20 protein-coding genes and 3 tRNA genes are annotated in these 20,695 nt (G+C 59.5%); 15 read left to right on the top strand and 8 right to left on the bottom strand.

What is annotated here, in order from left to right; all coding sequences use genetic code 11:
* The first annotated feature begins 6 nt into the window (after nucleotides 1-6).
* The 3 genes from menA (DKK75_RS05915) to DKK75_RS05905 all read left to right on the top strand — a co-directional run bounded on the left by menA (DKK75_RS05915) (nucleotide 7) and on the right by DKK75_RS05905 (nucleotide 2,791).
* Complete coding sequence (menA, locus tag DKK75_RS05915; protein ID WP_110452509.1) at nucleotides 7-987, top strand: 1,4-dihydroxy-2-naphthoate octaprenyltransferase; 981 nt, start codon at nucleotides 7-9, stop codon at nucleotides 985-987.
* A gap of 65 nt (nucleotides 988-1,052) precedes the next feature.
* Complete coding sequence (gene menA, locus DKK75_RS05910) at nucleotides 1,053-2,000, top strand: 1,4-dihydroxy-2-naphthoate octaprenyltransferase (RefSeq protein WP_110452508.1); 948 nt, start codon at nucleotides 1,053-1,055, stop codon at nucleotides 1,998-2,000.
* 50 nt (nucleotides 2,001-2,050) lie between these two features.
* Nucleotides 2,051-2,791 carry a phosphoglyceromutase gene (locus DKK75_RS05905; protein ID WP_110452507.1) on the top strand — a complete coding sequence of 247 codons (741 nt, stop codon included), beginning with the start codon at nucleotides 2,051-2,053 and terminating at the stop codon, nucleotides 2,789-2,791.
* A gap of 187 nt (nucleotides 2,792-2,978) precedes the next feature.
* On the opposite strand, the gene phoU is transcribed toward DKK75_RS05905, so the two are convergent.
* Nucleotides 2,979-3,656 carry a phosphate signaling complex protein PhoU gene (phoU, locus tag DKK75_RS05900; protein ID WP_110452506.1) on the bottom strand — a complete coding sequence of 226 codons (678 nt, stop codon included), beginning with the start codon at nucleotides 3,654-3,656 and terminating at the stop codon, nucleotides 2,979-2,981.
* A 202-nt stretch (nucleotides 3,657-3,858) separates the two neighbouring features.
* On the opposite strand from phoU, the gene DKK75_RS05895 reads away from it, so the two are divergent.
* Nucleotides 3,859-5,109 (top strand): sensor histidine kinase, encoded by a 1,251-nt coding sequence (locus DKK75_RS05895; protein WP_258333172.1) that lies wholly within the window; start codon nucleotides 3,859-3,861, stop codon nucleotides 5,107-5,109.
* Here the strand turns inward: DKK75_RS05895 and DKK75_RS05890 are convergent.
* Nucleotides 5,042-5,329 carry a DUF2530 domain-containing protein gene (locus DKK75_RS05890; RefSeq protein ID WP_110452505.1) on the bottom strand — a complete coding sequence of 96 codons (288 nt, stop codon included), beginning with the start codon at nucleotides 5,327-5,329 and terminating at the stop codon, nucleotides 5,042-5,044. The genes DKK75_RS05895 and DKK75_RS05890 overlap by 68 nt on opposite strands.
* Before the next feature lie 175 nt (nucleotides 5,330-5,504).
* Here DKK75_RS05890 and manA point away from each other — a divergent pair, with 175 nt between their 5' ends.
* The 4 genes from manA (at nucleotide 5,505) to DKK75_RS05870 (ending at nucleotide 10,107) form a co-directional block, all read left to right on the top strand.
* Entirely contained in the window at nucleotides 5,505-6,890 is a 1,386-nt protein-coding gene (gene manA / locus DKK75_RS05885; RefSeq protein ID WP_110452504.1) for a mannose-6-phosphate isomerase, class I, read from the top strand.
* Between the two features lie 291 nt (nucleotides 6,891-7,181).
* Entirely contained in the window at nucleotides 7,182-8,093 is a 912-nt protein-coding gene (locus DKK75_RS05880; protein ID WP_110452503.1) for a CHAP domain-containing protein, read from the top strand.
* A 71-nt stretch (nucleotides 8,094-8,164) separates the two neighbouring features.
* On the top strand, nucleotides 8,165-8,890 hold the full coding sequence (locus DKK75_RS05875) for a C40 family peptidase (RefSeq protein ID WP_110452502.1): 726 nt from the start codon (nucleotides 8,165-8,167) through the stop codon (nucleotides 8,888-8,890).
* A gap of 170 nt (nucleotides 8,891-9,060) precedes the next feature.
* Nucleotides 9,061-10,107: a universal stress protein gene (locus DKK75_RS05870; RefSeq protein WP_110452501.1), complete on the top strand. Its 1,047-nt coding sequence runs from the start codon at nucleotides 9,061-9,063 to the stop codon at nucleotides 10,105-10,107.
* 90 nt (nucleotides 10,108-10,197) lie between these two features.
* Here DKK75_RS05870 and DKK75_RS05865 read toward each other — a convergent pair whose 3' ends face one another.
* Nucleotides 10,198-10,611, bottom strand: coding sequence for an OsmC family protein (locus tag DKK75_RS05865; RefSeq protein ID WP_110452500.1), 414 nt, complete (start codon nucleotides 10,609-10,611; stop codon nucleotides 10,198-10,200).
* Between the two features lie 142 nt (nucleotides 10,612-10,753).
* On the opposite strand from DKK75_RS05865, the gene DKK75_RS05860 reads away from it, so the two are divergent.
* The 3 genes from DKK75_RS05860 (at nucleotide 10,754) to DKK75_RS05850 (ending at nucleotide 12,926) form a co-directional block, all read left to right on the top strand.
* Nucleotides 10,754-11,629 carry a thymidylate synthase gene (locus DKK75_RS05860; RefSeq protein ID WP_110452499.1) on the top strand — a complete coding sequence of 292 codons (876 nt, stop codon included), beginning with the start codon at nucleotides 10,754-10,756 and terminating at the stop codon, nucleotides 11,627-11,629.
* Nucleotides 11,630-11,718: 89 nt separating this feature from the next.
* Nucleotides 11,719-12,387, top strand: a complete 669-nt coding sequence (locus tag DKK75_RS05855; RefSeq protein WP_110452568.1) for a dihydrofolate reductase — start codon at nucleotides 11,719-11,721, stop codon at nucleotides 12,385-12,387.
* Entirely contained in the window at nucleotides 12,387-12,926 is a 540-nt protein-coding gene (locus tag DKK75_RS05850; RefSeq protein ID WP_110452498.1) for a low molecular weight protein-tyrosine-phosphatase, read from the top strand. The genes DKK75_RS05855 and DKK75_RS05850 overlap by 1 nt, the downstream gene beginning before the upstream one ends.
* A gap of 73 nt (nucleotides 12,927-12,999) precedes the next feature.
* Here the strand turns inward: DKK75_RS05850 and DKK75_RS05845 are convergent.
* The 3 genes from DKK75_RS05845 to galE all read right to left on the bottom strand — a co-directional run bounded on the left by DKK75_RS05845 (nucleotide 13,000) and on the right by galE (nucleotide 14,278).
* Nucleotides 13,000-13,075 (bottom strand) — tRNA-Phe (locus DKK75_RS05845).
* Nucleotides 13,076-13,121: 46 nt separating this feature from the next.
* Nucleotides 13,122-13,195: transfer RNA gene (locus DKK75_RS05840), tRNA-Asp, on the bottom strand.
* A 72-nt stretch (nucleotides 13,196-13,267) separates the two neighbouring features.
* On the bottom strand, nucleotides 13,268-14,278 hold the full coding sequence (galE, locus tag DKK75_RS05835) for a UDP-glucose 4-epimerase GalE (RefSeq protein WP_110452567.1): 1,011 nt from the start codon (nucleotides 14,276-14,278) through the stop codon (nucleotides 13,268-13,270).
* A gap of 149 nt (nucleotides 14,279-14,427) precedes the next feature.
* On the opposite strand from galE, the gene trmB reads away from it, so the two are divergent.
* The 4 genes from trmB to DKK75_RS05815 all read left to right on the top strand — a co-directional run bounded on the left by trmB (nucleotide 14,428) and on the right by DKK75_RS05815 (nucleotide 19,376).
* Nucleotides 14,428-15,240, top strand: coding sequence for a tRNA (guanosine(46)-N7)-methyltransferase TrmB (trmB, locus tag DKK75_RS05830; protein WP_110452497.1), 813 nt, complete (start codon nucleotides 14,428-14,430; stop codon nucleotides 15,238-15,240).
* 66 nt (nucleotides 15,241-15,306) lie between these two features.
* A complete protein-coding gene (locus DKK75_RS05825) occupies nucleotides 15,307-17,289 on the top strand; it encodes an elongation factor G (protein WP_110452566.1) in 1,983 nt (660 codons plus the stop codon).
* A 113-nt stretch (nucleotides 17,290-17,402) separates the two neighbouring features.
* Complete coding sequence (locus DKK75_RS05820; RefSeq protein ID WP_110452496.1) at nucleotides 17,403-17,789, top strand: VOC family protein; 387 nt, start codon at nucleotides 17,403-17,405, stop codon at nucleotides 17,787-17,789.
* Between the two features lie 66 nt (nucleotides 17,790-17,855).
* Nucleotides 17,856-19,376 carry a xylulokinase gene (locus DKK75_RS05815; protein ID WP_181414485.1) on the top strand — a complete coding sequence of 507 codons (1,521 nt, stop codon included), beginning with the start codon at nucleotides 17,856-17,858 and terminating at the stop codon, nucleotides 19,374-19,376.
* A 291-nt stretch (nucleotides 19,377-19,667) separates the two neighbouring features.
* On the opposite strand, the gene DKK75_RS05810 is transcribed toward DKK75_RS05815, so the two are convergent.
* Nucleotides 19,668-19,739 (bottom strand) — tRNA-Glu (locus DKK75_RS05810).
* 60 nt (nucleotides 19,740-19,799) lie between these two features.
* A complete protein-coding gene (locus tag DKK75_RS05805) occupies nucleotides 19,800-20,693 on the bottom strand; it encodes a glycosyltransferase (RefSeq protein ID WP_110452565.1) in 894 nt (297 codons plus the stop codon).
* Nucleotides 20,694-20,695 lie beyond the last annotated feature (2 nt).

Genomic DNA, 20,695 nt, shown 5'->3' with positions numbered 1-20,695 from the left:
GCGGTCATGAATATCAGACTGTGGATGGACGGCATGCGTCCCCGGACGCTGCCTGCTTCGGTGGCGCCTGTCTGCGTGGGCGCTTCGGCTGCGGTCCTGAAGAGGTCACGGCTCTTGGAGCAATGCACCAGCTCCTGCTCGCCCTCGCCCGTCGATCCTGCTCTGAAAGCGGCCACGCCGGGGCGCTTGGCCCTGATCGTGCTTTTATTGGTCTTGCTTGCTTTGTCCATGCAGATCGCAGCCAACTTTGCCAATGACTATGCCGATGGTGTTCGCGGCACCGATTCCGGCCGCGGAGGCGAGGAGGCCGCATCCGGCAGGCCTAGACGTCTGGTGGCCGCAGGCGTACCGCCCAGGCAGGTGCTGTACGCCACCATGATCTCGGCGGCCTTCACCTGTCTGATGGGTCTGGCCGTCATGGCGCTGACCGGTCACTGGTGGATGATCCTGGTCGGGGTCTGCTGTCTGATTGCCGGCTGGTGCTACGTGGGCGGACCTCATCCATACGGCTACCACGGGCTGGGCGAGGTCAGCGTCTTCATCTTCTTCGGACTGGTGGCCACCCTGGGCACCGAATACTTCTTGATTGACAGGATCGACTTCGTCGGCCTTCTGGGTGCTTGCGTCTGCGGGCTCAATGCCGTGGGCCTGCTCATGCTCAACAATTACCGGGACTTGGACGACGACCGCCTATCAGGCAAGCACACATACGCGGTTCTGGTGGGTGCGCGCGCAGCAGCCATCTCCATTTATCTGGTCTACATTCTGAGCCTGGTCCTGAGCCTGATACAGTTCGTTCCGGCTGTCATGAGACATGGCCTGCCAGGCTTCCCTCTGGTGCTGATCCTTGTGCCGGTGGCTGCCGTCTTTCTATTGATCTGTCGGGCCTTTGCCCGCGGCCAGCTGCCCAAGGCCTTCGGCATGGCTGGCAAAGGCACTCTGGTCTCTGCCCTATGCTGGTCGGCGGGCCTGCTCCTGCAACTGTGAGGATCTTGGTACTCTGATGGACGGGCATTCCGACTCTCAAGCGATTGGTGGATAATCAGGCAATCATGTTCATCACACTTCAGGAATACAAGGACGCACTGCGACCTTCGGCCTTGCTCTGCTCGCCCACTCCGGTTCTGATTGGCGCGGCGGTGGCTCTCCGACAGCGGTTCAGCCAAGGACTGGGGCCGGATGCGCGCTTCTGGGTTATTGCCCTTCTTTGCTGTCTGACGGCTGTGTTCGTTCACAGTACCTGCAATCTGGCCAATGACTACTTCGATGGCATCAGGGGTACTGACGAGGGTCGGAGCAGCCTTTCGGGCGCGGGCGCTGACGGCTCGTTGCCTGATCTGCCCAGAAGGGGAGTGGCCGGTGGCGTGGAACCTCGCAAGGTCCTGCTGTCCGCCTATCTCAACATCCTTATGGCCTGCCTGTCCGGTCTGATTTTGTGCTGGGTTACAGGCCATTGGTGGATGATCCTGGTAGGCATCTTCTGTCTGCTGGGAGCCTGGTTTTACACGGGGGGCAAACACCCTTACGGCTATATGGCCATGGGCGAGCTGAGCATCATGATCTTCTTCGGCCTGGTCGGCGTGCTGGCCACCCAGTACCTGGAGACTGGCAGCATCGACCGTCACGGGTTCATCGGCGCCCTGGTTGGCGGTCTTGTCTGCATTCCCGTTCTGGAGATCAACAACTATCGTGACATCGATGCGGATCCTCTGGCTGGCAAGTACACGCTGTCTTCCTTCATCGGAGCCAGAGGCACGCTGATGCTGATGGGATCCTCTTATGCCCTTGCTGTGATCCTGGGCATCGTCGAGTCATGGTCACTGTCCGGCGGCTCCCTTGCAGCCGCCTGGCCCCGCCTGCTCTGCCTGCTGCCTGTTCTGGCGATGGCCGTTGCCACCACGGTGGCCAGCTGTCGGAATCGGTTCAGCAGAGCTTTCGCGTTGTCGGGCTACACCGATTTACTGACCGGGTTCTGCTGGCTGGGTGTCTGCCTGCTTTAAGCCGAGTGAAGTCCGCCAAACAGTCCCTCTTAGGCTTTAGAATTTTCACTATGACCTACAAACTAGTATTGCTCAGGCACGGCCAGAGCGCATGGAACAACACCAATCAGTTCACCGGCTGGGTGGACGTCCCGCTGACCGAGCAGGGCGAGCAGGAAGCCCGCAAGGGCGGCAAGCTGCTCAAGGATAAGGGTGTTCTGCCGGACATCGTCTTCACCTCCCTGCTGCGCCGTGCCATCAACACCGCCAACATCGCCCTGGACGAGGCCGACCGCCTTTGGATCCCCGTCAGGCGGGACTGGAGGCTGAACGAGCGTCACTACGGAGCTCTGCAGGGCAAGAACAAGACCGAGATCCGCGAGAAGTACGGTGACGAGAAGTTCATGCTCTGGCGTCGCTCCTATGCCACCCCGCCGCCTGAAATCGATCCTGACGACGAATACTCGCAGTCCCATGATCCTCGATATGCCGGAGCCCCCGTGCCCCGCGCAGAGGCGCTGGCCAACGTGGTCAAGCGCGTCACTCCCTACTGGCAGAGCGACATTGTTCCTGAGCTCAAGACCGGCAAGACCGTTCTGATCGCTGCCCATGGCAACTCTCTGAGGGCCATTGTCAAGATGCTCGACAACCTGACTGAGGACGAGATCGCCAAGGTCAACATCCCCACGGCCATTCCCCTGGTCTACGAGCTGGATGAGAGCTTCAAGCCCATCAAGCCTCGCGGCGAGTACCTGGATCCGGAGGCGGCCGCAGCCGGTGCTGCTGCTGTTGCGGCCCAAGGCCAGAAGTGAGTTCCATCAGGCAGATCTATCTGATGCTCTGAAATCGGCTTTTGGGCGCAGAGAGTCAAAGCTGTTCAGGTGGTGTCTTCTCTATTCGTGGAGGGCACCACCTTTCGCGTTCTTAGCGGTTGGGAAAGCAAGAACGGCTCGTCACCCGACCAGCTGTCAGGTGATGGGCCGCCCCTTTGCCGTCCGGTCAGTCCAGATCGAGGTCCAGATCCTTGGGGTCCTTAGAGGGGTCGAAGCCCGAGACGATGTAGACCACGCGCCGGGCCGCAGAGACGCCATGGTCTCCCAGTCGCTCCATGAACCGTGCCACCAGGACCAGGTCGATCAGCTGCTGCCTGGTTCCCGTCCAGTCGTCTGAGAGAGCATAGCCAAATGTCTGCTGGTGGAGCTTGTCCATCTGGTCATCGCTGACGATGATCTGTTCGGCTATGGTCGTGTCCCTGTCGGAGAGCATTTCGACCAGACGATCGGCCATGACATCCAGAAAGTCCTGCATCTGTTTGAACAGGGGGATGACCTCGGCAGGCAGGGTCGGCTCGGGGTAGGAGCGTCTTGCCGTCTCGGCAATGTGCCTGGCCAGGTCTCCCATGCGTTCAAAGGTGGCTGACAGGCTCAGCGTGGAGACCACCACCCGCAGATCAGTGGCCACTGGGCTCTGCTTGGCCAGAAGCCTGATGCATTGATCGATGATGCTGGCCTGAAGGTCGTCTATATCGGCATCACCGTCGATGACCTCCTGGGCCGTTTCCAGTTCGCAGTCCATCAGGGACCTTCCGGCTTTTTTGATGGCATCGCGAACCTTGGCGGCCATCCGATCGAGATCGTCGGCCACCAGTCCCAGCTCCTCGTTGAAAATTACGCGCATGTCTCTTCCCTTTCGGCCTCGATCAACGATATGACTTCAGTCTATGTGACCATGTTGGCAAGAAAAAGCCAGACTCGAAGAATGTCGGTCCATCGTATCGGCAATCCAATGTCGGATATGCGAGAATAAAGCCGGAACAGCCGATGAGATTTGGTTGATGTCGGAGCGTCCGGGGTCGGCGCCGGACTGGAGGGAAGTCCTTATGAGACGGTTCGTGGACCGCCTGCGCAGCCTTATGGGCAACCGGAGCAAGGACGGTGAACATGCCGACGGCGAAGCTTTGGATGGCTCGGCTCAGGCCTTGCTGGCGCTCATCCCTGCCGCCACGGTTGTGGTCGGTGGCGATGACGAGGTTGTCCGCTCCAGTCCGGATGCCTACAGGCTGGGAATCGTCAGCAACGACGAAATCGCGGATCCGAAGATTGTTGAAGCCATTGCGCAGGTGCGCCGTTCAGGCGGCAGACGAAGCTTCAGTCTGACTACGCGAACGCCTGCTGAATTCGCTCTGGATGCCGCAGCCGAGAGCTCTGAATCCGATGGCTGGGATATTGGTGAGACCGAGGATTCTGGTGATGCAACCCGCACTCAGGCGCAGGCGGTATCCAGGAGAAACTGGCTCAAGGTCACTCTGGGACGTATTAGCAAGTCCCTAGTCGTAGTGCTCGTCGATGACGTGAGCGATTCGGTGAGGTTCATTCGCACCAGAGATGCCTTCATGACCAATGTATCCGAGCAGATGCTCAAGCCGGTCCAGGCCCTGGAAGAGCTTGCTGCGCAACTCAAGATCACTTCCCATCTGGAGGGGGATGACCCAGACCTGCTTCGCAGCCATCTGCGCAGCATCTCCAAGGATGCTTCCTCGGTCCAGCGCTACAGCGCCTATCTGGGGCATGTGCTCAAGGATCTCCTTCTGCTGATCCGGGCTCAGGAGCGGATCAAGCCCAGCAGGGAGAACACGCTCGACGTGGCTGAGCAGATAAGGACAGTGGTGCAGGATGAACGGAACGGGGCTGATCAAGCCCATGTGACCCTGCGATGGCGGTGCGACCAGCCGATGACGATTCATGGCGACGGGCAGCAGATCAGAGTTGCTCTGGCCAAGCTGGTGGAGAACGCTATCGCCTACTCGTCTCCCGGCTGTACTGTCTCCCTGGTGGCTGAGGCGTCGGGTGACGGGCACTATGCAAAAATCAGGGTGGTCGATCACGGCCGAGGCATATCCAAGGCGGACCAGGACAGGATCTTCGAGCGCTTCTACCGCGCCGATAACCAGAATGAAGAGACTGCAGTAGGCATAGGTCTGGGTCTGGCCATCGTCAAGCATGTAGCTCTGACCCACCACGGCTCGGTCACTGTCTGGAGCGCACCAGGAGAGGGAAGCACCTTTACGCTGATGCTTCCCCTGGCTCAGGATCCGGTTGCTGGGCAAGACGGCGATAATCCCAACGATTGAAATACTCCCAGATCATCAGCAGGATGCCGACGCCAACCCCGGACAGGCATACGATCAAAGGCTTGGTGACCGTCATTCCGGTTAGGGCCAGGATGCCCACCAGTACCAGGGCCACAATCCAGAAACCGGTGCCGAGCAGGAAGATGCGTCGCAGATCCACCTGCATGGGCCGCGGTGATGGTCTGCGGGCGTCCGGGTCGAAAATGGGGGCCAGCTTCATACCCCCACTGTACCGTTCGCAATGACATGCCTGACAACCTGGCGTGCAGACCCGAAGCTGACATGCGGGGACCCCCACGCCTTGCCCAGGACTTGGCCCTTGTCTTATCATGACGGGGATTGGTGGGTTCGTATGCACCGGCCCATGGAGGGATTTCCCGTGGAAAGGGGAGTGCGTGTATCCGATCCAAGCTGTGGAGAAGCACTACGCCTGGGGCTCGCACGACCGACTGCAGCACATGTTTCACCTGCATGAGTCAGACGGACGCCAGGGGGATACCTTGGCGGAGATGTGGTTCAGTGGGCACACCGAATCACCTTCGCCTCTGATCCTGCCCGACGGGTCGCGGCTGCCTCTGACCGCGGCTATTCGCCGCAACCCCATGGCCATGCTGGGGGAGCGCGACTCCCGTCTCTTCGGCCCCACCCTGCCCTACCTGTTCAAAATCATCTCGGCCCGCATTCCTCTGTCCTTGCAGGTGCATCCCTTGGATTTCGAGGCTCGTGCCGGCTTCAACCGGGAGAATGCTCAGGGGGTGCCCGACGACGATCCGAGTCGCTCCTTTCATGACAGTCTGGCCAAGAACGAGATGGTGGTTGCCCTGGAGCCCTTCCAGGCCTGTGTAGGCTTCGCAACCATCTCCACGCAGCTGACCATTCTGCGTGCCGTGGATCATCCTCTGGCTGAGCTGATGACCCAGGCGCTGACCGCCCGTACCTTCCACCTGGGAGTTCCTCCTGCCCGCTTCGCTTCGGCCGATGCCATGATGCCGGTCTCCTCGCTGATCTGGCCGGACTCCCGCAGACGTATCTTCAGGGCTTTCCACACCGCCGTGACTGCTGAACCAGAGGCGGCCCGGGGCCTGGAGGAAGCCTTGGAGGCTGCTGCTGGGCGGCTGCGGTCGAAACGGGCGGGAGCCATACTGAGGCATGCCCTGTGCGCTGTGCGGGCCTTTCCGGGGGACCCAGCCGTGCTCTGTCTGCTCATGCTCAATCCTGTAGATCTGGAGGAGGGCGATTCGGTCTATATCCCCGCCGGGACTCCTCACGCATACATTCACGGCACTGCGGCAGAGATCATGACCAACTCCGACAACGTGCTCAGGGCCGGCATGACTCCCAAGCATCGAGATATTCCCAACCTGCTGCACAGCCTGGACTGCCAGCCTTCGGCTCCTATCGATCCATCCAGCTCCATGATTGCTACCCTGATCATGCACAATATGGTGACCTACCGGCCCAAGATCAACGAATACATGCTGGTCTACGGACATGTGGAGGAGGGCGGAGCCACTTGGCCCCTGCTCAACAGGCTTCAGCAGCGCTACGGGGATTTGATAGAGCGCCTGGGGCCTCGTCATCTGATGATTCCCCGCAGCGGACCGCGCATCATCGTCTGCACTGATGGCCGGATCCGTTGCTCAGCCGCTGGCCAGTCCTGTGTGCTGGGCCAGGGCCGGGCTCTCTTCATTCCCTCCGAGGATGGCCGTGTCGACATCACCATGCCCGAGGATTCCGACGATATAGGCGGATCCTTCCTCCTGGCTTCGACACCGGTTTGACCTCATATGAGCCTGGTTCGCTCAGGGTGGACCAGGCAGGGTTCAAAACCGTGGGACACGCCGTGGCGGGCGGCACGCATGCTGGTTTGCTCATGTCGGCCTCATGTCCGTATAATCCTAGCGTATTCCGTGGTTGTCGAAGATGAGCGACCACCAGCCATGCTTGAGTACACCAGTATGGACAATTCAGGTCATTTGGCCTGGGTTCTCGCTTGCGTTATGGTGTTCCCTTGTGATGGTTCGTGATACGGCACGAAAGTCGCGTCGGAACATAAACGGGAGTGATTCTAGATGAAGCATGCTGCGCACAGGGCTTCGGGCACGCGGCGCGCACGTGTCGGCAGTTCGCCGACCAGCCGATCGGCTGGCGTAACCCAGACAGCGGGCATTGAAGGCATTGATGATGCCTTGGCGGCCAAGCTCAACGAGGTAGCTCCTCGAACCCGTCGCTCCATTCGGTTGGCGGCCAAGGCCTCCGCCCGTCGCTCCCATATCATGACTGGCTCGGCCCTGACTGTCCTGGTCGGTGCCGCGGCTTCCTCCATGGCCGTTTGCCAGGCTCGGGACGACTGGTCCCTTCCTCTGGCTGACAGCGTTGCGATCGATTTGGTCTCTCCCTCTCCCTCCGCTGGCCCCTCCGGAGCGAATGGAAGCGCAAGGGTCTCTCGTTCTGATTACCGTCAGCACCTGACTGCGGCGTCACAGCGCAATGAGGGCAGTTGGGAGCTAGGCGAGTCTGCGCTCGATGCCGGACGGATGTCTAAATCATCGGCCGACAACCCGGTCGTAGCTGTGCTGATGGATGCCAACCGATCGGTTCTGCCGGCAGGGTTCAATCCCAACCATGCCACTGGAGATGCGGGCAACGCCTACGAGTTCAGCCAGTGCACCTGGTGGGCCTACGTCCGTCGTCATCAGCTGGGTCTGCCGGTGGGCTCCCAGATGGGCAATGCCAAGGACTGGTCTGTTTCAGCCCGCTCTTTGGGCTATTGGGTGGACAATACGCCACGCAATGTCGGCGACATCGTGGTCTTCCAGGCTGGCCAGGAGGGTTCGGATTCCGCCTATGGCCATGTGGCCATCGTCGAGAAGATCAATCCCGACGGCTCCATCGTCACTTCTGAGTGTGGTGCTGTCATGAATGGAAAGACCTACTCCCGTACCTTGTCCAACGTGCACGCGCTGAGCTACATCCATTACTGATTCTCGGCTGAGCGAATAGTGTCACACTTTTCGTCAGACCTTGTTCTCGACACGTGATAGAATTGTGCACGATGAAAAACGCACGTAAGTATGTGAGCCTGATGGCAGCGGCCACGATCTGTGGCATGCTCTCCATCGGTATACCCGCCGTGGCCCAGGCCAGTGGAGGCAGTGAAGCCGCAGTCACTTCGTCTCGTTCATTCACCCCGGGCAGCAAGGTGCGCGCCGATCTGCTGACCGAGTCGACAGCGACCACCGTCGAAAAGGACAGCAATTGGGGTGGCATTGAGTCTTTAAACGTTCCTGCGACCAAGTCTCAGTCCGAGAAGGACGCCGAGGCCAGGGCCCAGCAGGCTCGCGAGCAGGCCCAGGCTGCGGCTAGTCAGCGTCAATCCGCCCAGGTCAGCCGTTCGGCTGCCCGCGGTAGCACCGGCGGTACAGTCGCTGATGTGCCGGCAACTGGCAAGGGCGCAGAGGTGGTCAACTACGCTCTTCAGTTCCAGGGGATTCCTTATGTGCTTGGCGGGACTGATCCTGCCAAGGGCTTCGATTGCTCTGGGTTCACCCAGTATGTGTTCGCCAATTTCGGCATCAGTCTTCCTCGTATTGCCGCTGCCCAGGGTTCGGCTGGCGTGCCGGTCACGGATCCGGCGCCTGGCGACCTGATGGTGGCCCCCGATGGCAGCCATGTGGGCATCTACGTCGGTGGCGGACGCATGATCCACGCCCCGTCTCCAGGTAACTGCGTCAGGGTTCAGGCGGTCTATCAGACTTTCTACTATCGTCGTCTGGTCTGAGGCATAGTTCTCAAGCAGACCTAACGCCCCTACGGGGGCGTTTTGCATATTCAGAGTTGATGTTCCTCGCGTGTTGGTCCCCGCCAGCTTATTGATCAGGTCCGCATGCGATATTCTGACAGAAGGAGCGGTGTCGGTTTGTCACCGCCAAGTTTAAAGGAGGTCGTCGGATGAGCAACGACAAGGCTGTTCTGGTAGGCGTCGATGGCTCGGACGCCAGTTACAAGGCGGCATGGTGGGCCGCCAACTACGCTAAGCATGCAGGGTTGACCCTGCAGATTGTCTGCGCCTATTCCCTTCCCTCATATGCGGCCGTCTCCTTCGATGCGACGTACACGACCATGGGGGACGACGTAGCGGCTCACAACGATGCCCAGGAGATACTTTCCAAGGCCAAGGCCATCGCCGATGAACAGGGTGTCGGTGCAGCCACGCTGATCGTGACCGGGGATCCCTCTTCGGTCTTCGTGGAGCTGAGCCGCAATTACCGGCTGATAGTCATCGGCAACCGGGGCAAGGGCGGCCTGGCCGAGCGTCTGCTGGGAACCACCAGCTCCAGCCTGCCTGCCTATGCCTACTGCCCTATCGTGGTTGTTCCCTACACCGACGACGATGGCAATCTGATGCATCTGAGCAACGATATTCAGCGGGTAGCCGTGGGTTCCGACGAGTCCAAGTGGGGTCTTAAGGCCCTGCAGATCGCGGCCGCCTTCGCCGACAGCTGGAATGCTGAACTTGATGTCATGTCGGCAGTGCCGAACATCTCCGGACTGACTGGCACAGGTTCAGCTGAGGAGCGCAGCGTCATGGACTCCTATCTGGATGACCTCAATACCCGGATCGCTCCGCTCATGAAAACCTACCCGGATCTGCGCATCAATAAGACCGTGGTGCCAGGGTCTGCCGTAGAGGCCTTGACCCAGGCCAGCAAGACCCATGACGTGGTCGTGGTCGGCTCGCGCGGCCGCGGTGGCTTCACCGGACTCTTGCTGGGCTCTACCAGCCAGGGTCTCCTGCAGCATGCAGTCAGCCCTGTTTACGTGGTGCCGCGCAAGTATGTGGAGGCCGAGGAGTCCGGCCTCAAGGCCGCAGCCGACGCGGCTGAAAGCACGGATGTGGCCGAGATCACCGGAGTGGAGCAGATCTCTGTGGATTTGGCCAAGCCCGAGCAGCTGGCTGACCTGGAGTCGACCATCGATCCCGAGCACAAGGAGTAAGGCGTTCGATTCAACGACGGCATCGACGAAGAGCGGGGACCCTCGAAGTTCAGCGAACCCGGGAATCCCCGCTCTTTTATCACCGTCAGGTCAGTGGCGAACTTTGACGGAGATCCTGACTGGGGTCTCCCGCTGATAGGTGTGGGCCACAGTGCATGACTTGGCAATATGGCGGCGGACCCGCTCCTCCAGCTTGTCTGCATCCTCCTGGGCCAACCTGGCCGAAGTGGCATCGACATCCACCTGTTCGTCGAAGCTCAAGTAGGCATCGTCGTCGGCGTCATAAGCGCCGTCCACCACGATTTTCGCCCCCTTGCCCTTGCCTAGGGCACTTTCCACGGCGAACTGGCTGGAGAGCGCTCCGCAGGCGGCCAGAGCGATCTTCATCAGATCGCCTGGGTTGAACTGATCCTCGCCCTTGCCGAAGGTGATGTGGGCTCCATTATCGCCGTAGGCGTTCCAGGTGCCGTCCTTGTCGCGTTCGACCCAAAGTCTCTTGCTCATCTGTTCCTCCTTGTCCGGCACCCGTCGGGTGCGTCATCCGGGTCCGAGCCTGTGGCCGGACCTGCTCCTCCAATCTAACCCGGAGTGTGCAATTCGTCACCGGGGCACGCTCAGCTGGCGGCGGACTTGATAGTATGGCCGCATGGCCTTGACTCGCGAAGAACTGCAGCGTATTCGTACACGTATCCCTGAGCGTCCCGATTCGGATATTCCCACCCCCTATGAGGATCTAGTGCGCACCATCCTGCGCGAAGGCACTCTCAAATCCGACAGGACGGGCACCGGCACCATATCCCTGTTCGGGCGGCAGATGCGCTTCGATCTGTCGCATTCCTTCCCTCTGATCACCACCAAGAAGGTCTACTTCCGTGGAATTGCCTATGAGTTGCTTTGGTTCCTGAAGGGATCGCAGAATGTGCGCTGGCTGCAGGAGAACCGCGTGCATATTTGGGACGAATGGGCCGACCCGGAAACCGGGGATCTGGGCCCGGTCTATGGAGTCCAGTGGCGCAGCTGGCCCGCTCCGACGCCAGAGGACCCCCACCGCACCATCGACCAGATCGCCAAGGTGCTGGATCTGATACGCACCCACCCGGACTCCCGTCGCATGATCGTCACCGCTTGGAATCCGGCTCAGGTTGACAGCATGGCTCTGCCCCCCTGTCATGCGCTCTTCCAGTTCTATGTGGCCGACGGCAGGCTGAGCTGCCAGCTCTACCAGCGCTCCTGCGACATGTTCCTTGGGGTGCCTTTCAACATCGCCTCCTATGCTCTACTGACCATGATGATGGCCCAGCAGGCAGGTCTTGCGCCAGGGGAGTTCGTATGGACCGGCGGCGACTGCCACATCTACGACAACCACGTGGAGCAGGTTCTGGAGCAGCTGTCGCGCAAACCCTATCCCTACCCGACCATGCGCATCCGCAAGGCTGACTCCATCTTCTCCTATCAGTATGAAGACTTCGAGGTGGCGGACTACCAATGCCACCCCGCCATCAAGGCCCCGGTAGCGGTCTGATGGTGCGCTGAGCCGAATACGGGCACCGTCGGATCCGAAGATTAGAATGTACTCGTATATCTACTCACCATGAGGAGTGAATGCAACAGATGGAGCATGACAATAGTCGAAGCGGCTATCACGAACCCGAGCCCGGTCAGGCCGGGCTTCTAGGCGATGAGGATTGGCGGCATCAGGAAGAAGAGATAGGCCGCCGCTCATCGGTCAATATGATCTGGGCGCAGGCGCAGGCCATGGACGGTCGGCGCGGCGCCATCGGTTACCACAATGCGCTGCCTTGGCATCTGAGCGAGGATATGCGGCACTTCAAGGAGCTGACCGTATCCCATCCTGTCATCATGGGGCGGCGGACCTGGGTCTCCATGGGGGAGCGGCCCCTGCCCAAGAGGGACAACATCGTTCTGTCCGGTGACCCAGGGTTCCATGCGCCAGGCGCCACTGTGGTATCTGCGGCCGACGATGCTCTGGAGCTGGCCAGACAGGAAGCCATTCCTGATGATGGGATGGATCGCAGCGAAATCTGGATCATCGGCGGCGCAGGGGTTTTCAGTACTTTCTTTCCGCTGGCTGATGCGGCCTATGTGACTGACCTGGATCTGCAGACTCCAGCCGACGTCTTCGTGCCTGATATGGAGGAGCTGGTCAGCAAGCGGTTCTGGCAGGTGCGGGACAAGAGCCAATGGATGACCCCTGCGAAACCAGACCAGGCGGATGCCATCCGGCGCTTTCGGTATATCACCTATGGGAAGGTGCGTTGATGGCCCAGAATTCTGGAGGAAAGGCTTCACGGGTCCCCTACAGCGTCATGACCGTCTGCACCGGCAACATCTGCCGATCGCCCATGGCTGAGATCATCCTGCGCAAGTTCTTCCAAGAGCGCGGACTGAATGAGGACCAGGTCAGAGTGGAATCCAGCGGGGTCAGCGACGAAGAGTTCGGCAACCCCATAGATCGGCGTGCTCAGAAAGTTTTGCGCGAGCGGGGCTACGAGGTTCCGTCCGATCACTTCGCCCACCGGATCACCCGGGAGGAGGCCGAAGACGCCGACCTGCTCCTGCCTATGACGGCTGACCATATGCGCGCCCTGTTGCGTCTGCTGCCCTCAGGCAAGCGATCTGCCGTTCACCTGTACCGCAGCTTCGATCCGAATCTGCCTAAGCCAGCGCCGGGCCGGGAGAGCCAAATCGATCTGGTAGACCCCTGGTATGGCGGCCCTCGTGAGTTCGATGTGGCCATCAATCAGATCGAGCATACCGCGCCCTACATCGTCGACTGGGTGGCGCGACAGCTGTCCTGAACGATAGAAGCATGTAAATATTAAATATCAATTAAGCCCCTGGATTCCTCATGAATCTTAGGGGCTTAATGGCTGGTGGCTCCGAGCGGGATCGAACCGTTGACCTAGCGATTTTCAGTCGCTCGCTCTACCAACTGAGCTACAGAGCCATGAACAGTCAAAAAGACCCGGAAAACCGGGCCAGACCATTCCCAGCGACTCCGGCCGGACTTGAACCGGTGACCTCCGCCGTGACAGGGCGGCGCTCTAACCAACTGAGCTACGGAGCCGAGGCTGCTCGAACAGCCAAGAGGAAAGTTTACATGAGCGCCTGAGGAATGCAAGCTCCGGCGCGTCGTTGCTTAGTCCTGCTGTTGCCAGCCATCGGTGTCGATGTGGTGGGTCGGGTTGGCCTGCCAGGCCTTCCAGGCTGATTCGACTATCTCCTCGACGCCATACTTGGCATGCCAGCCCATCTCAGTGTTGATCCGGGTGGGGTCGCCGATCAGGTGCGGCGGGTCTCCAGCGCGGCGGGGCTTGATGGTTGCGGTGAAGGGCAGGCCCGTCACCTTCTTGACTTCGTCCACGATCTGTCGAACGGATGTGCCCTGGCCGGTGCCTACATTGAAGGCATCATAGCGACGCTGGTCGCGATCCAGATAGTCCAGGGCAGCGATGTGGGCGTCAGCCAGGTCGGAGACGTGGATGTAGTCACGCACGCAGGTGCCGTCGGGGGTGGGATAGTCGTCCCCGAAGATTGCGGGTGCCTTGCCCTGTCTCAGCCTGTCAAAGAGCATAGGGATGAGATTAAGGACCGCAGGGTCCTCCAGGCTGACTGGTCCGCAGCCAGCCACGTTGAAGTAGCGCAGGGCGCAGAAGCGGATGTCGTAGGGCTGCTCGCAAGCACGGGCCATCCACTCGCCGATCAGCTTGGTCTGGCCGTAGGGGTTGATGGGGACCATGGGCTGCACGTCCTCGGGGACCACGTCGACTGGAGGTTCGCCGTATGTTGCAGCCGAGCTGGAGAAGACCAGCTTCTTGGCATCGGTCCTTGCCATGGCAGACAGGACGTTGAGCATGCCGTTCAGATTCTGCTGGTAGTACCAGATGGGCTTCTCCACTGACTCGCCCACCTGCTTGCGGGCAGCGAAGTGAATGACCGAGTCGACCTTGTTCTCCTTGATGATCTCAGCCAGGCGCTGATCAGCGCCTGGCGCGGCCACGTCAGCGCCGTAAAGACGAGCATTGCCGATTCGACTGGGCTTGCCATAGCTGAGATCATCAACTACAACGACTTCCTTGCCGGCCTCCTGCAGAGCGTGGACCACATGGGCACCGATGTACCCGCAGCCGCCTGTAACCAAAACTGACATCTGCATGCCTTTCCTGTCGAAAACCGGACGTAGGAGCTTGTTCGGTTTTGCAATAATATGTTGTATTTTGTTCTAGATTGAGTATATCACGGGCACATGTGCCCACTATGCCCGCTTGTATCTACTTTCTAGGATATATATGAGCTGTGATGAGTGAAAAAAGACAGAGCAAGGCCCCTATGCGGTCCATCGTCTCCTATGTGAGGCGATCCGAGAAGCTCAGTGACCGGCTGGCGAGGGCATGGGCTCAGTATTCCTCCAGATACCTGCTCAATGCAGGTCAGGTTGAGGGTTCGTTGACTGTTGCCGAGGATCTGCGTTGCGATGCAGCAATGATCAGGTCGGCCTGGGGGCGGGATGCCCCGCTGATTGTCGAGATCGGATCCGGACAGGGAGAGAATGTCGTGGCCTCGGCCCGGGAGCATCCTGATTGGAACTACCTGGCCGTGGATGTCTATCAGCCGGGGTTGGCCCATACCATGCTGATGGCCGGTAAATCCGGCCTGAATAATCTGCGTCTGGCCCAGGTCAACGCCCCGGACCTCCTGGCACGTATGGATCCTGGACTGATCAGGGAAGTCTGGACTTTCTTTCCCGACCCCTGGCCTAAGATGAAGCACCACAAGCGTCGTCTGGTCCAGCCGGCTCTGGCTGAAGATCTGGCGAGGTGCCTGGTGCCAGGCGGTGTCTGGCGAATTGCAACCGACATTGAGGATTACGCTCTGCATGTGCATGAGGTGATGGACGGGAATCCGAGATTCAAAAATCTGGGCAACCTGCGAGTCAGTCTGGCCACTCAGCATGTCGGCAAGGGAACGGCTGATCAAGCCAAATCCCTGCCCCATGCCATTTTCATGGAGTCTGAGCGGTTTGGCGGCAGAATTGTAACGAACTTCGAGCGCAAGGGGATCCAGGCCGGCCGGGTCATCCACGATCTGACTTATCAGGCTTCAGCAGACTGACCATAGTGTGTGCATGGATAGGGTATTCGTCTGATCCCTGTAGGCATGAAGAGCAAGGGGGCCGTGATGGTCAAGAGGATAGTGGTGGGGATGCTGGCCCATGTGGACGCCGGCAAGACCACGCTCTCGGAAGCCATGCTCTACCGGGGCGGGGGAATTCGCCGTCTGGGCAGGGTGGATCATGGCGATGCCTATCTGGATACCAACGAACTGGAGCGACAGCGTGGCATCACCATCTTCTCCAAGCCAGCTCGGCTGACTTATCGGGATGTGGATCTGACCCTCATCGACACACCCGGCCACGTGGATTTCTCAGCCGAGATGGAGCGGGCCCTGTCAGTCTTGGATTATGCGCTTCTGGTCGTCGATGCAACCGCTGGATTGGAAGGGTATGCTGATACGCTCTGGCGGCTTCTGGCACGCTACAGAGTGCCCACCTTCATTTTCATCAACAAGTCGGATTCCCCTGGAGCTGATGCCGCCCGCCTTTTTGAAAGCTGCAAGCAGCGCTGGTCTTCGGGCTGCTTCAATCTGAGCCGTGGACTTGAGCATGGCGATATGGAGGATGTGGCCCTGCTCGGCAACAACGTCATGGATGAGTATTTCAAGACCGATGGGATATCGGATGAGAGTCTGGCAAAGCTGGTGGCTGATCGTCGTCTCTTCCCTTGTTTCCTCGGGTCTGCCCTGCGCTTGGATGGGGTTGATGCCCTCCTGGAGGGGCTGGATCGATACACCCTTTCGCCTGCGTACGGCAAACAGTTCAGCGCAAGGGTGTTTAAGATCTCACATGATGACAAGGGTGTCAGGTTGACCTGGCTCAAGGTGACCGGCGGCGAACTGCCGGTCAAATCGTCTGTGGTTACCGATTCCCGGAATGGATCCGAAGGCCAAGCGGATTCCAGGAAGACCGGATATAAGGAGACCAGCGAGACGATTGACCAGCTTCGACTCTATTCAGGAGCTGCTTATAGGCTGACGGACTGCGCCCAGGCCGGGATCGTCGTGGCTGCGACCGGGCTGGAGCTGACACATCCAGGACAGGGGCTTGGCTGCGAGCGGAAGGACTTGGAGCCTGTGCTGGAGCCGGTGTTGACCTACGCAGTAACTGCTGAGGGGCTGGATTCGCACCAGATATTGAAGGCCTTACGCATCATGGAGGACGAGGATCCTCTGTTGCATGTGGTCTGGCAGGAGCCGCTCCAGGAGATTCGCTTGCGTCTGATGGGACAGGTTCAGTTGGAGGTAATTCAGGAGGAGCTGGAGCGGCGGTTCGGTATGCGGGTCTCTTTCAGTCAGGGCGGAATTCTGTATAGGGAGACCATCGCGGCCCCCGTCGAAGGCGTTGGACATTTCGAGCCCCTCAGGCATTATGCCGAAGTCCATCTGCTCCTGGAACCTGCGGAGCCGGGCAGCGGTCTCAGTTTTGCGTCGACATGCAGCCTGGACCGCTTGGACGGCAACTGGCAGCGGCTCATCATGACCCATCTGGCGGAGAAGGAGCATCTGGGCGTTCTGACAGGTTCGCCCATCACTGACATGCGCATCACTCTGCTGGACGGCCGCGGTCATATCAAGCACACCGAAGGCGGAGACTTCCGCCAGGCCACCTACCGGGCTGTCCGGCAGGGGCTGATGAAGGCAAGCAATATCCTGCTGGAGCCCTGGTACCACTTCAGGCTCGCACTTCCACAGGAGAATCTGGGCAGAGCCATGTCTGACATTTACAGAATGAAGGGCCGTTTCTCAGAACCGCAAGCAGACGGGGACACGGTTGAGCTGGAGGGAGATGCTCCGGTATCACAGATGCGCGATTACGCCATGGAGATCAGCGCCTACAGTCATGGCCGCGGACATCTGACATGCTTCTTCAGCGGATATCGTCCCTGCCAGGACCAGGATGCTCTTGTGGATTCCATCGGATACGATCCGCAGTCCGATCCGGAGAACACCCCTGACTCGGTCTTTTGCGCCCATGGGGCTGGATATCCGGTCAAATGGAATAAGGTGGAGGACTTCATGCACCTGCCCGGCGGCCGGTACATCTGAGACACAGTCCTGAGGATTGGGTGTGATTCGTCGCTGGCATCGAGTGGCATGCGGAAAAGATCATCCTGTGCTGTCGGCCACTGTTGGTTGATGGTTCACTTAGAATTACGGACATGATTGATCATCTGACGCTGAAGGTTAGGGACATCCACGCTTCCGTCGATTTCTATAGCAAGGCCTTGGCGCCGTTGGGATACGTGGCCAAGGTCCGCCATGAGCCCACCATTGGGTTCGGTGCAGAGAACGATGGGGCCCACTCGGACTTCTACCTGACGCCGAGCGAGGACGGGACCGGTTCACCGGTGACGCACCTAGCCTTCAGGGCCGCCGATGCAGCAACGGTGGATGCCTTCTACAGGGAAGCGCTCGCTGCCGGTGGCCGTGACAATGGTGCTCCGGGGCTGCGTGACTACCATCCCAAGTACTACTCGGCTTTCGTCTTGGATCCGGACGGGAACAATGTCGAAGCAGTGGTGGACTGGTCAGGACCTCAGAGATGACTGCGGCAGTCCACATAGGGGATTATGTCGGCATCCGGGCAGTTGGGAAGGCCTAGGATGACCGCTATGACCTATACAGCCGCATTCGACGTGGGCACCACGCAGGTCAAGGCCGTTCTTGTGGGTGATGGGGGATCTGCCAGGGTGTGCGCATCCAGTGGTCTTCTGCCCATTGACACCGGTGACGGGCGTATTGAGCAGAATCCCGAGGATTGGCTGCAGGCCTTCATCGAGGTGTCCCGTGACCTTTTGGCCAGGGCCGGGCGGGACATTGAGCACTTCAAGAGCGACCAGATCACAGGCATCATCATGAGCGGGCAGATGCAGGATCTGATTGCTTTGGATGCGCAGGGGCAGCCAGTCGGACCGGCGATCCTGTACGCGGACGGCAGGGCCGAAGACGAGTCTGCTGAGCTGACTGGAACCTATGGGGATGAGTCCTTCCGCACCGTAGTGGGGAATCCGTGCGATGGGTCCCTGCCGCTGGTCAAACTGATGTGGATGTCCAGGCATCAGCCCGACCGTTATGCGCAGGTCCGCCATGTGCTCATCGATGCCAAGGATTATCTGATTTGGTGGCTGACTGGTGCCTACTGCGGCGATATGACAGCCTGCTCCACAGCAGGCGCCATGGATCTGCGTTCGCGAAAGTGGAGAAGAAACATTCTGGAGGCTGCAGGCGTGGATGCCGCGATCTTCCCGGAACTCTATTTTCCATGGGATATCGTCGGCACCAGCACGCCGGGTGCATCCGCTGCCACGGGGTTTGCTCCGGGAACCATAGTCTATGCGGGAATGGGGGATGCCGGGGCATCTACCCTGGCTGGCGGGGTGTTCCACCCTGGTCAGTTCAATATCAACTTGGGCACATCCGGGTGGATCGCCACCGTGACAGATCGAGCTGTAACTGACCGCCCTGGAATGATCAATCTGGCCTATCTGGGCGCCGGCAGCATCATCAATACAGTGCCCTTCCTCAATGCCGGCAATGTGCATGCTTGGGCCACCGGAGTCTTTGCAGGGAGCAGTCCGGCCGAGAACGACGACCCTTATCAACGCATGGGGCACTTGGTGGAATCCAGTCCAGCAGGAGCACGCGGCGTAATTTGCCTGCCCTATCTGGTGGGGGAGCGCTTCCCGATGATGAACCCTTCAATTCGTGGAGCCTATGTCGGCATTTCTTCCGAGACCGAGGCATGCGACCTTGCCCGAGCCGCGCTGGAAGGCGTGTCCTATTCGATTCGCCAGGGGCTCGACCTGCTGGGTACCCCTATCGAGCGGGTCACCCTGATTGGTGGCGGCGCTCGCGAACCTCAATGGTGCCAAATGCTGGCAGATATACTTGACGCGCCCGTTCAGGCGCTTGATGATGCCCATGTCATGCCTGCGGTGGCCCTGGCTGAACTGGTCTCTGTCGGCAAGGTGACCAGCTCTTCTTCACAACCCGATCTGCAGGCCTTGGAGAAGCTGGTGGAGGCGAACCTCGCTGGAGGCGTCTATTCTCCCGATGACGCAAATCGTCATGTGTACGATGCCGGTTACAGTCGGTTCAGGCTGCTATATCCAGCTTTGGACCCCCTCCGGTAAGCGTCCTTCGGATGCAGTTGTTCCTCATGGCTGATGAGGACGATTCAGACTGGCGTAATAATGGCAACAGGTTTTGATTGCTTTCGCACGCTCGCAGACTGTGCTATGCAAAGCTGCAGAAATTCGAAGGACTGAGTCTTTACCATGCTAGTGATTTTCCTTGTTGATGATCTGCAGGCGTGTGCTGGCATGGACCCTGCACTGATTGAAGCAACTGTATTCAGGATTTGCCGAGAAATATGAAATTACCGCATATCCCTGTCTGGCATCCGTCCTGCACCTTGCGTCTTGTACCCCCGGAGAGAGTCGAACTCTCGCTGTCAGATTGAAAGTCTGGTGTCCTAACCGTTAGACGACGGGGGCGAACGTGCCCATGATACCCGCCCCCTATGGACCAGGCAAGCCTGGTGTGCCGTCTGCTCCTCAGTGAACCTCCTGGTCCAGCTCCTGGTCGCGTCGGTGGAAGAGCTCCATCTGCTCCTGGATCCAGACGCGTTCCGCGGGGTTGATGTCGGCGGATTCCAGGTATTTCTGATAGACAGGATAGAAGGCTCTGAGTATGGGGTAGATGGCGTATAGGGTGTGCTCGGGCTTCTGCTCCCTGGTGTGCTGCGGGTGAGCGTCGAAGGTGTTCTTGAAGCGCTGCATGTAATGGCGGAAGGATGTGAAGGAGGTGTCCATCCGGCGGGCGCTGATGCCCGCGTTCATGTCCTTGCAGTAGACCGTCTTGAACCCTTGATCAATCAGATGCAGAGAGATATCGACATCCTCGTGCATGATGTCTTCCTTATCCCTGCAGACCTGGTTGCGTATGGCCTGCCAGGCTGTGGCGCGCAGGGCCATGTTCGAGCCATAGAGCAGGTATTGCCCATCGTCGGCCCGATAGATGGCCCGGCGGATGGTGTTGTCCCCCTTGAGTCCGATCCTCTTGCCCGGCATGTCGTAGTATGCCACGGGACCAGTGGCGCCCATGGCCTCCGGGTCCCGGGTGAAGATACCGGAGACCACCTCGACCCAGTTGGGCCGGAGCATGCAGTCGGCGTCGATTCGGCCCAGCACGTCGCCAGTTGCCCGGTCAAGTCCGTAATTTCTGGTGGGGATCAATCCCTGTTCGCTGTCCTGATGCAGGAGTCTGACATGCTGGTCAGGATTCTCGTCGATGAAGTGCTGGACGATGGAGGCCGTCGCGTCCGTGGAGTGGTTGTCGACTACCAGCACCTCCTTGGGGGCCTGACTCTGCCTAGTGGCATTCAGGAGGCAGTCCTCAATGCGTTCTTCCTCATTCCAGGCGGGTATGACTATGGAAACGGTCAACATAC

The sequence above is a fragment of the Bifidobacterium asteroides genome (assembly GCF_003202695.1).
Taxonomy (GTDB): Bacteria; Actinomycetota; Actinomycetes; order Actinomycetales; family Bifidobacteriaceae; genus Bombiscardovia; species Bombiscardovia asteroides_G.
The sequence above is the reverse complement of the archived record's forward strand: the minus strand, read 5'-3'. Positions and strand labels throughout refer to the sequence as shown.

Excerpts from the sequence above, each read along its gene's own strand:
- menA (WP_110452509.1), top strand. The coding sequence starts at position 7 with ATGAATATCAGACTGTGGATGGACGGCATGCGTCCCCGGACGCTGCCT.
- menA (WP_110452508.1), top strand. The coding sequence starts at position 1,053 with ATGTTCATCACACTTCAGGAATACAAGGACGCACTGCGACCTTCGGCC.
- DKK75_RS05905 (WP_110452507.1), top strand. The coding sequence starts at position 2,051 with ATGACCTACAAACTAGTATTGCTCAGGCACGGCCAGAGCGCATGGAAC.
- phoU (WP_110452506.1), bottom strand. The coding sequence starts at position 3,656 with ATGCGCGTAATTTTCAACGAGGAGCTGGGACTGGTGGCCGACGATCTC.
- DKK75_RS05895 (WP_258333172.1), top strand. The coding sequence starts at position 3,859 with ATGAGACGGTTCGTGGACCGCCTGCGCAGCCTTATGGGCAACCGGAGC.
- DKK75_RS05890 (WP_110452505.1), bottom strand. The coding sequence starts at position 5,329 with ATGAAGCTGGCCCCCATTTTCGACCCGGACGCCCGCAGACCATCACCG.
- DKK75_RS05880 (WP_110452503.1), top strand. The coding sequence starts at position 7,182 with ATGAAGCATGCTGCGCACAGGGCTTCGGGCACGCGGCGCGCACGTGTC.
- DKK75_RS05875 (WP_110452502.1), top strand. The coding sequence starts at position 8,165 with ATGAAAAACGCACGTAAGTATGTGAGCCTGATGGCAGCGGCCACGATC.
- DKK75_RS05870 (WP_110452501.1), top strand. The coding sequence starts at position 9,061 with ATGAGCAACGACAAGGCTGTTCTGGTAGGCGTCGATGGCTCGGACGCC.
- DKK75_RS05865 (WP_110452500.1), bottom strand. The coding sequence starts at position 10,611 with ATGAGCAAGAGACTTTGGGTCGAACGCGACAAGGACGGCACCTGGAAC.
- DKK75_RS05860 (WP_110452499.1), top strand. The coding sequence starts at position 10,754 with ATGGCCTTGACTCGCGAAGAACTGCAGCGTATTCGTACACGTATCCCT.
- DKK75_RS05855 (WP_110452568.1), top strand. The coding sequence starts at position 11,719 with ATGGAGCATGACAATAGTCGAAGCGGCTATCACGAACCCGAGCCCGGT.
- DKK75_RS05850 (WP_110452498.1), top strand. The coding sequence starts at position 12,387 with ATGGCCCAGAATTCTGGAGGAAAGGCTTCACGGGTCCCCTACAGCGTC.
- galE (WP_110452567.1), bottom strand. The coding sequence starts at position 14,278 with ATGTCAGTTTTGGTTACAGGCGGCTGCGGGTACATCGGTGCCCATGTG.
- trmB (WP_110452497.1), top strand. The coding sequence starts at position 14,428 with ATGAGTGAAAAAAGACAGAGCAAGGCCCCTATGCGGTCCATCGTCTCC.
- DKK75_RS05825 (WP_110452566.1), top strand. The coding sequence starts at position 15,307 with ATGGTCAAGAGGATAGTGGTGGGGATGCTGGCCCATGTGGACGCCGGC.
- DKK75_RS05820 (WP_110452496.1), top strand. The coding sequence starts at position 17,403 with ATGATTGATCATCTGACGCTGAAGGTTAGGGACATCCACGCTTCCGTC.
- DKK75_RS05815 (WP_181414485.1), top strand. The coding sequence starts at position 17,856 with ATGACCTATACAGCCGCATTCGACGTGGGCACCACGCAGGTCAAGGCC.
- DKK75_RS05805 (WP_110452565.1), bottom strand. The coding sequence starts at position 20,693 with ATGTTGACCGTTTCCATAGTCATACCCGCCTGGAATGAGGAAGAACGC.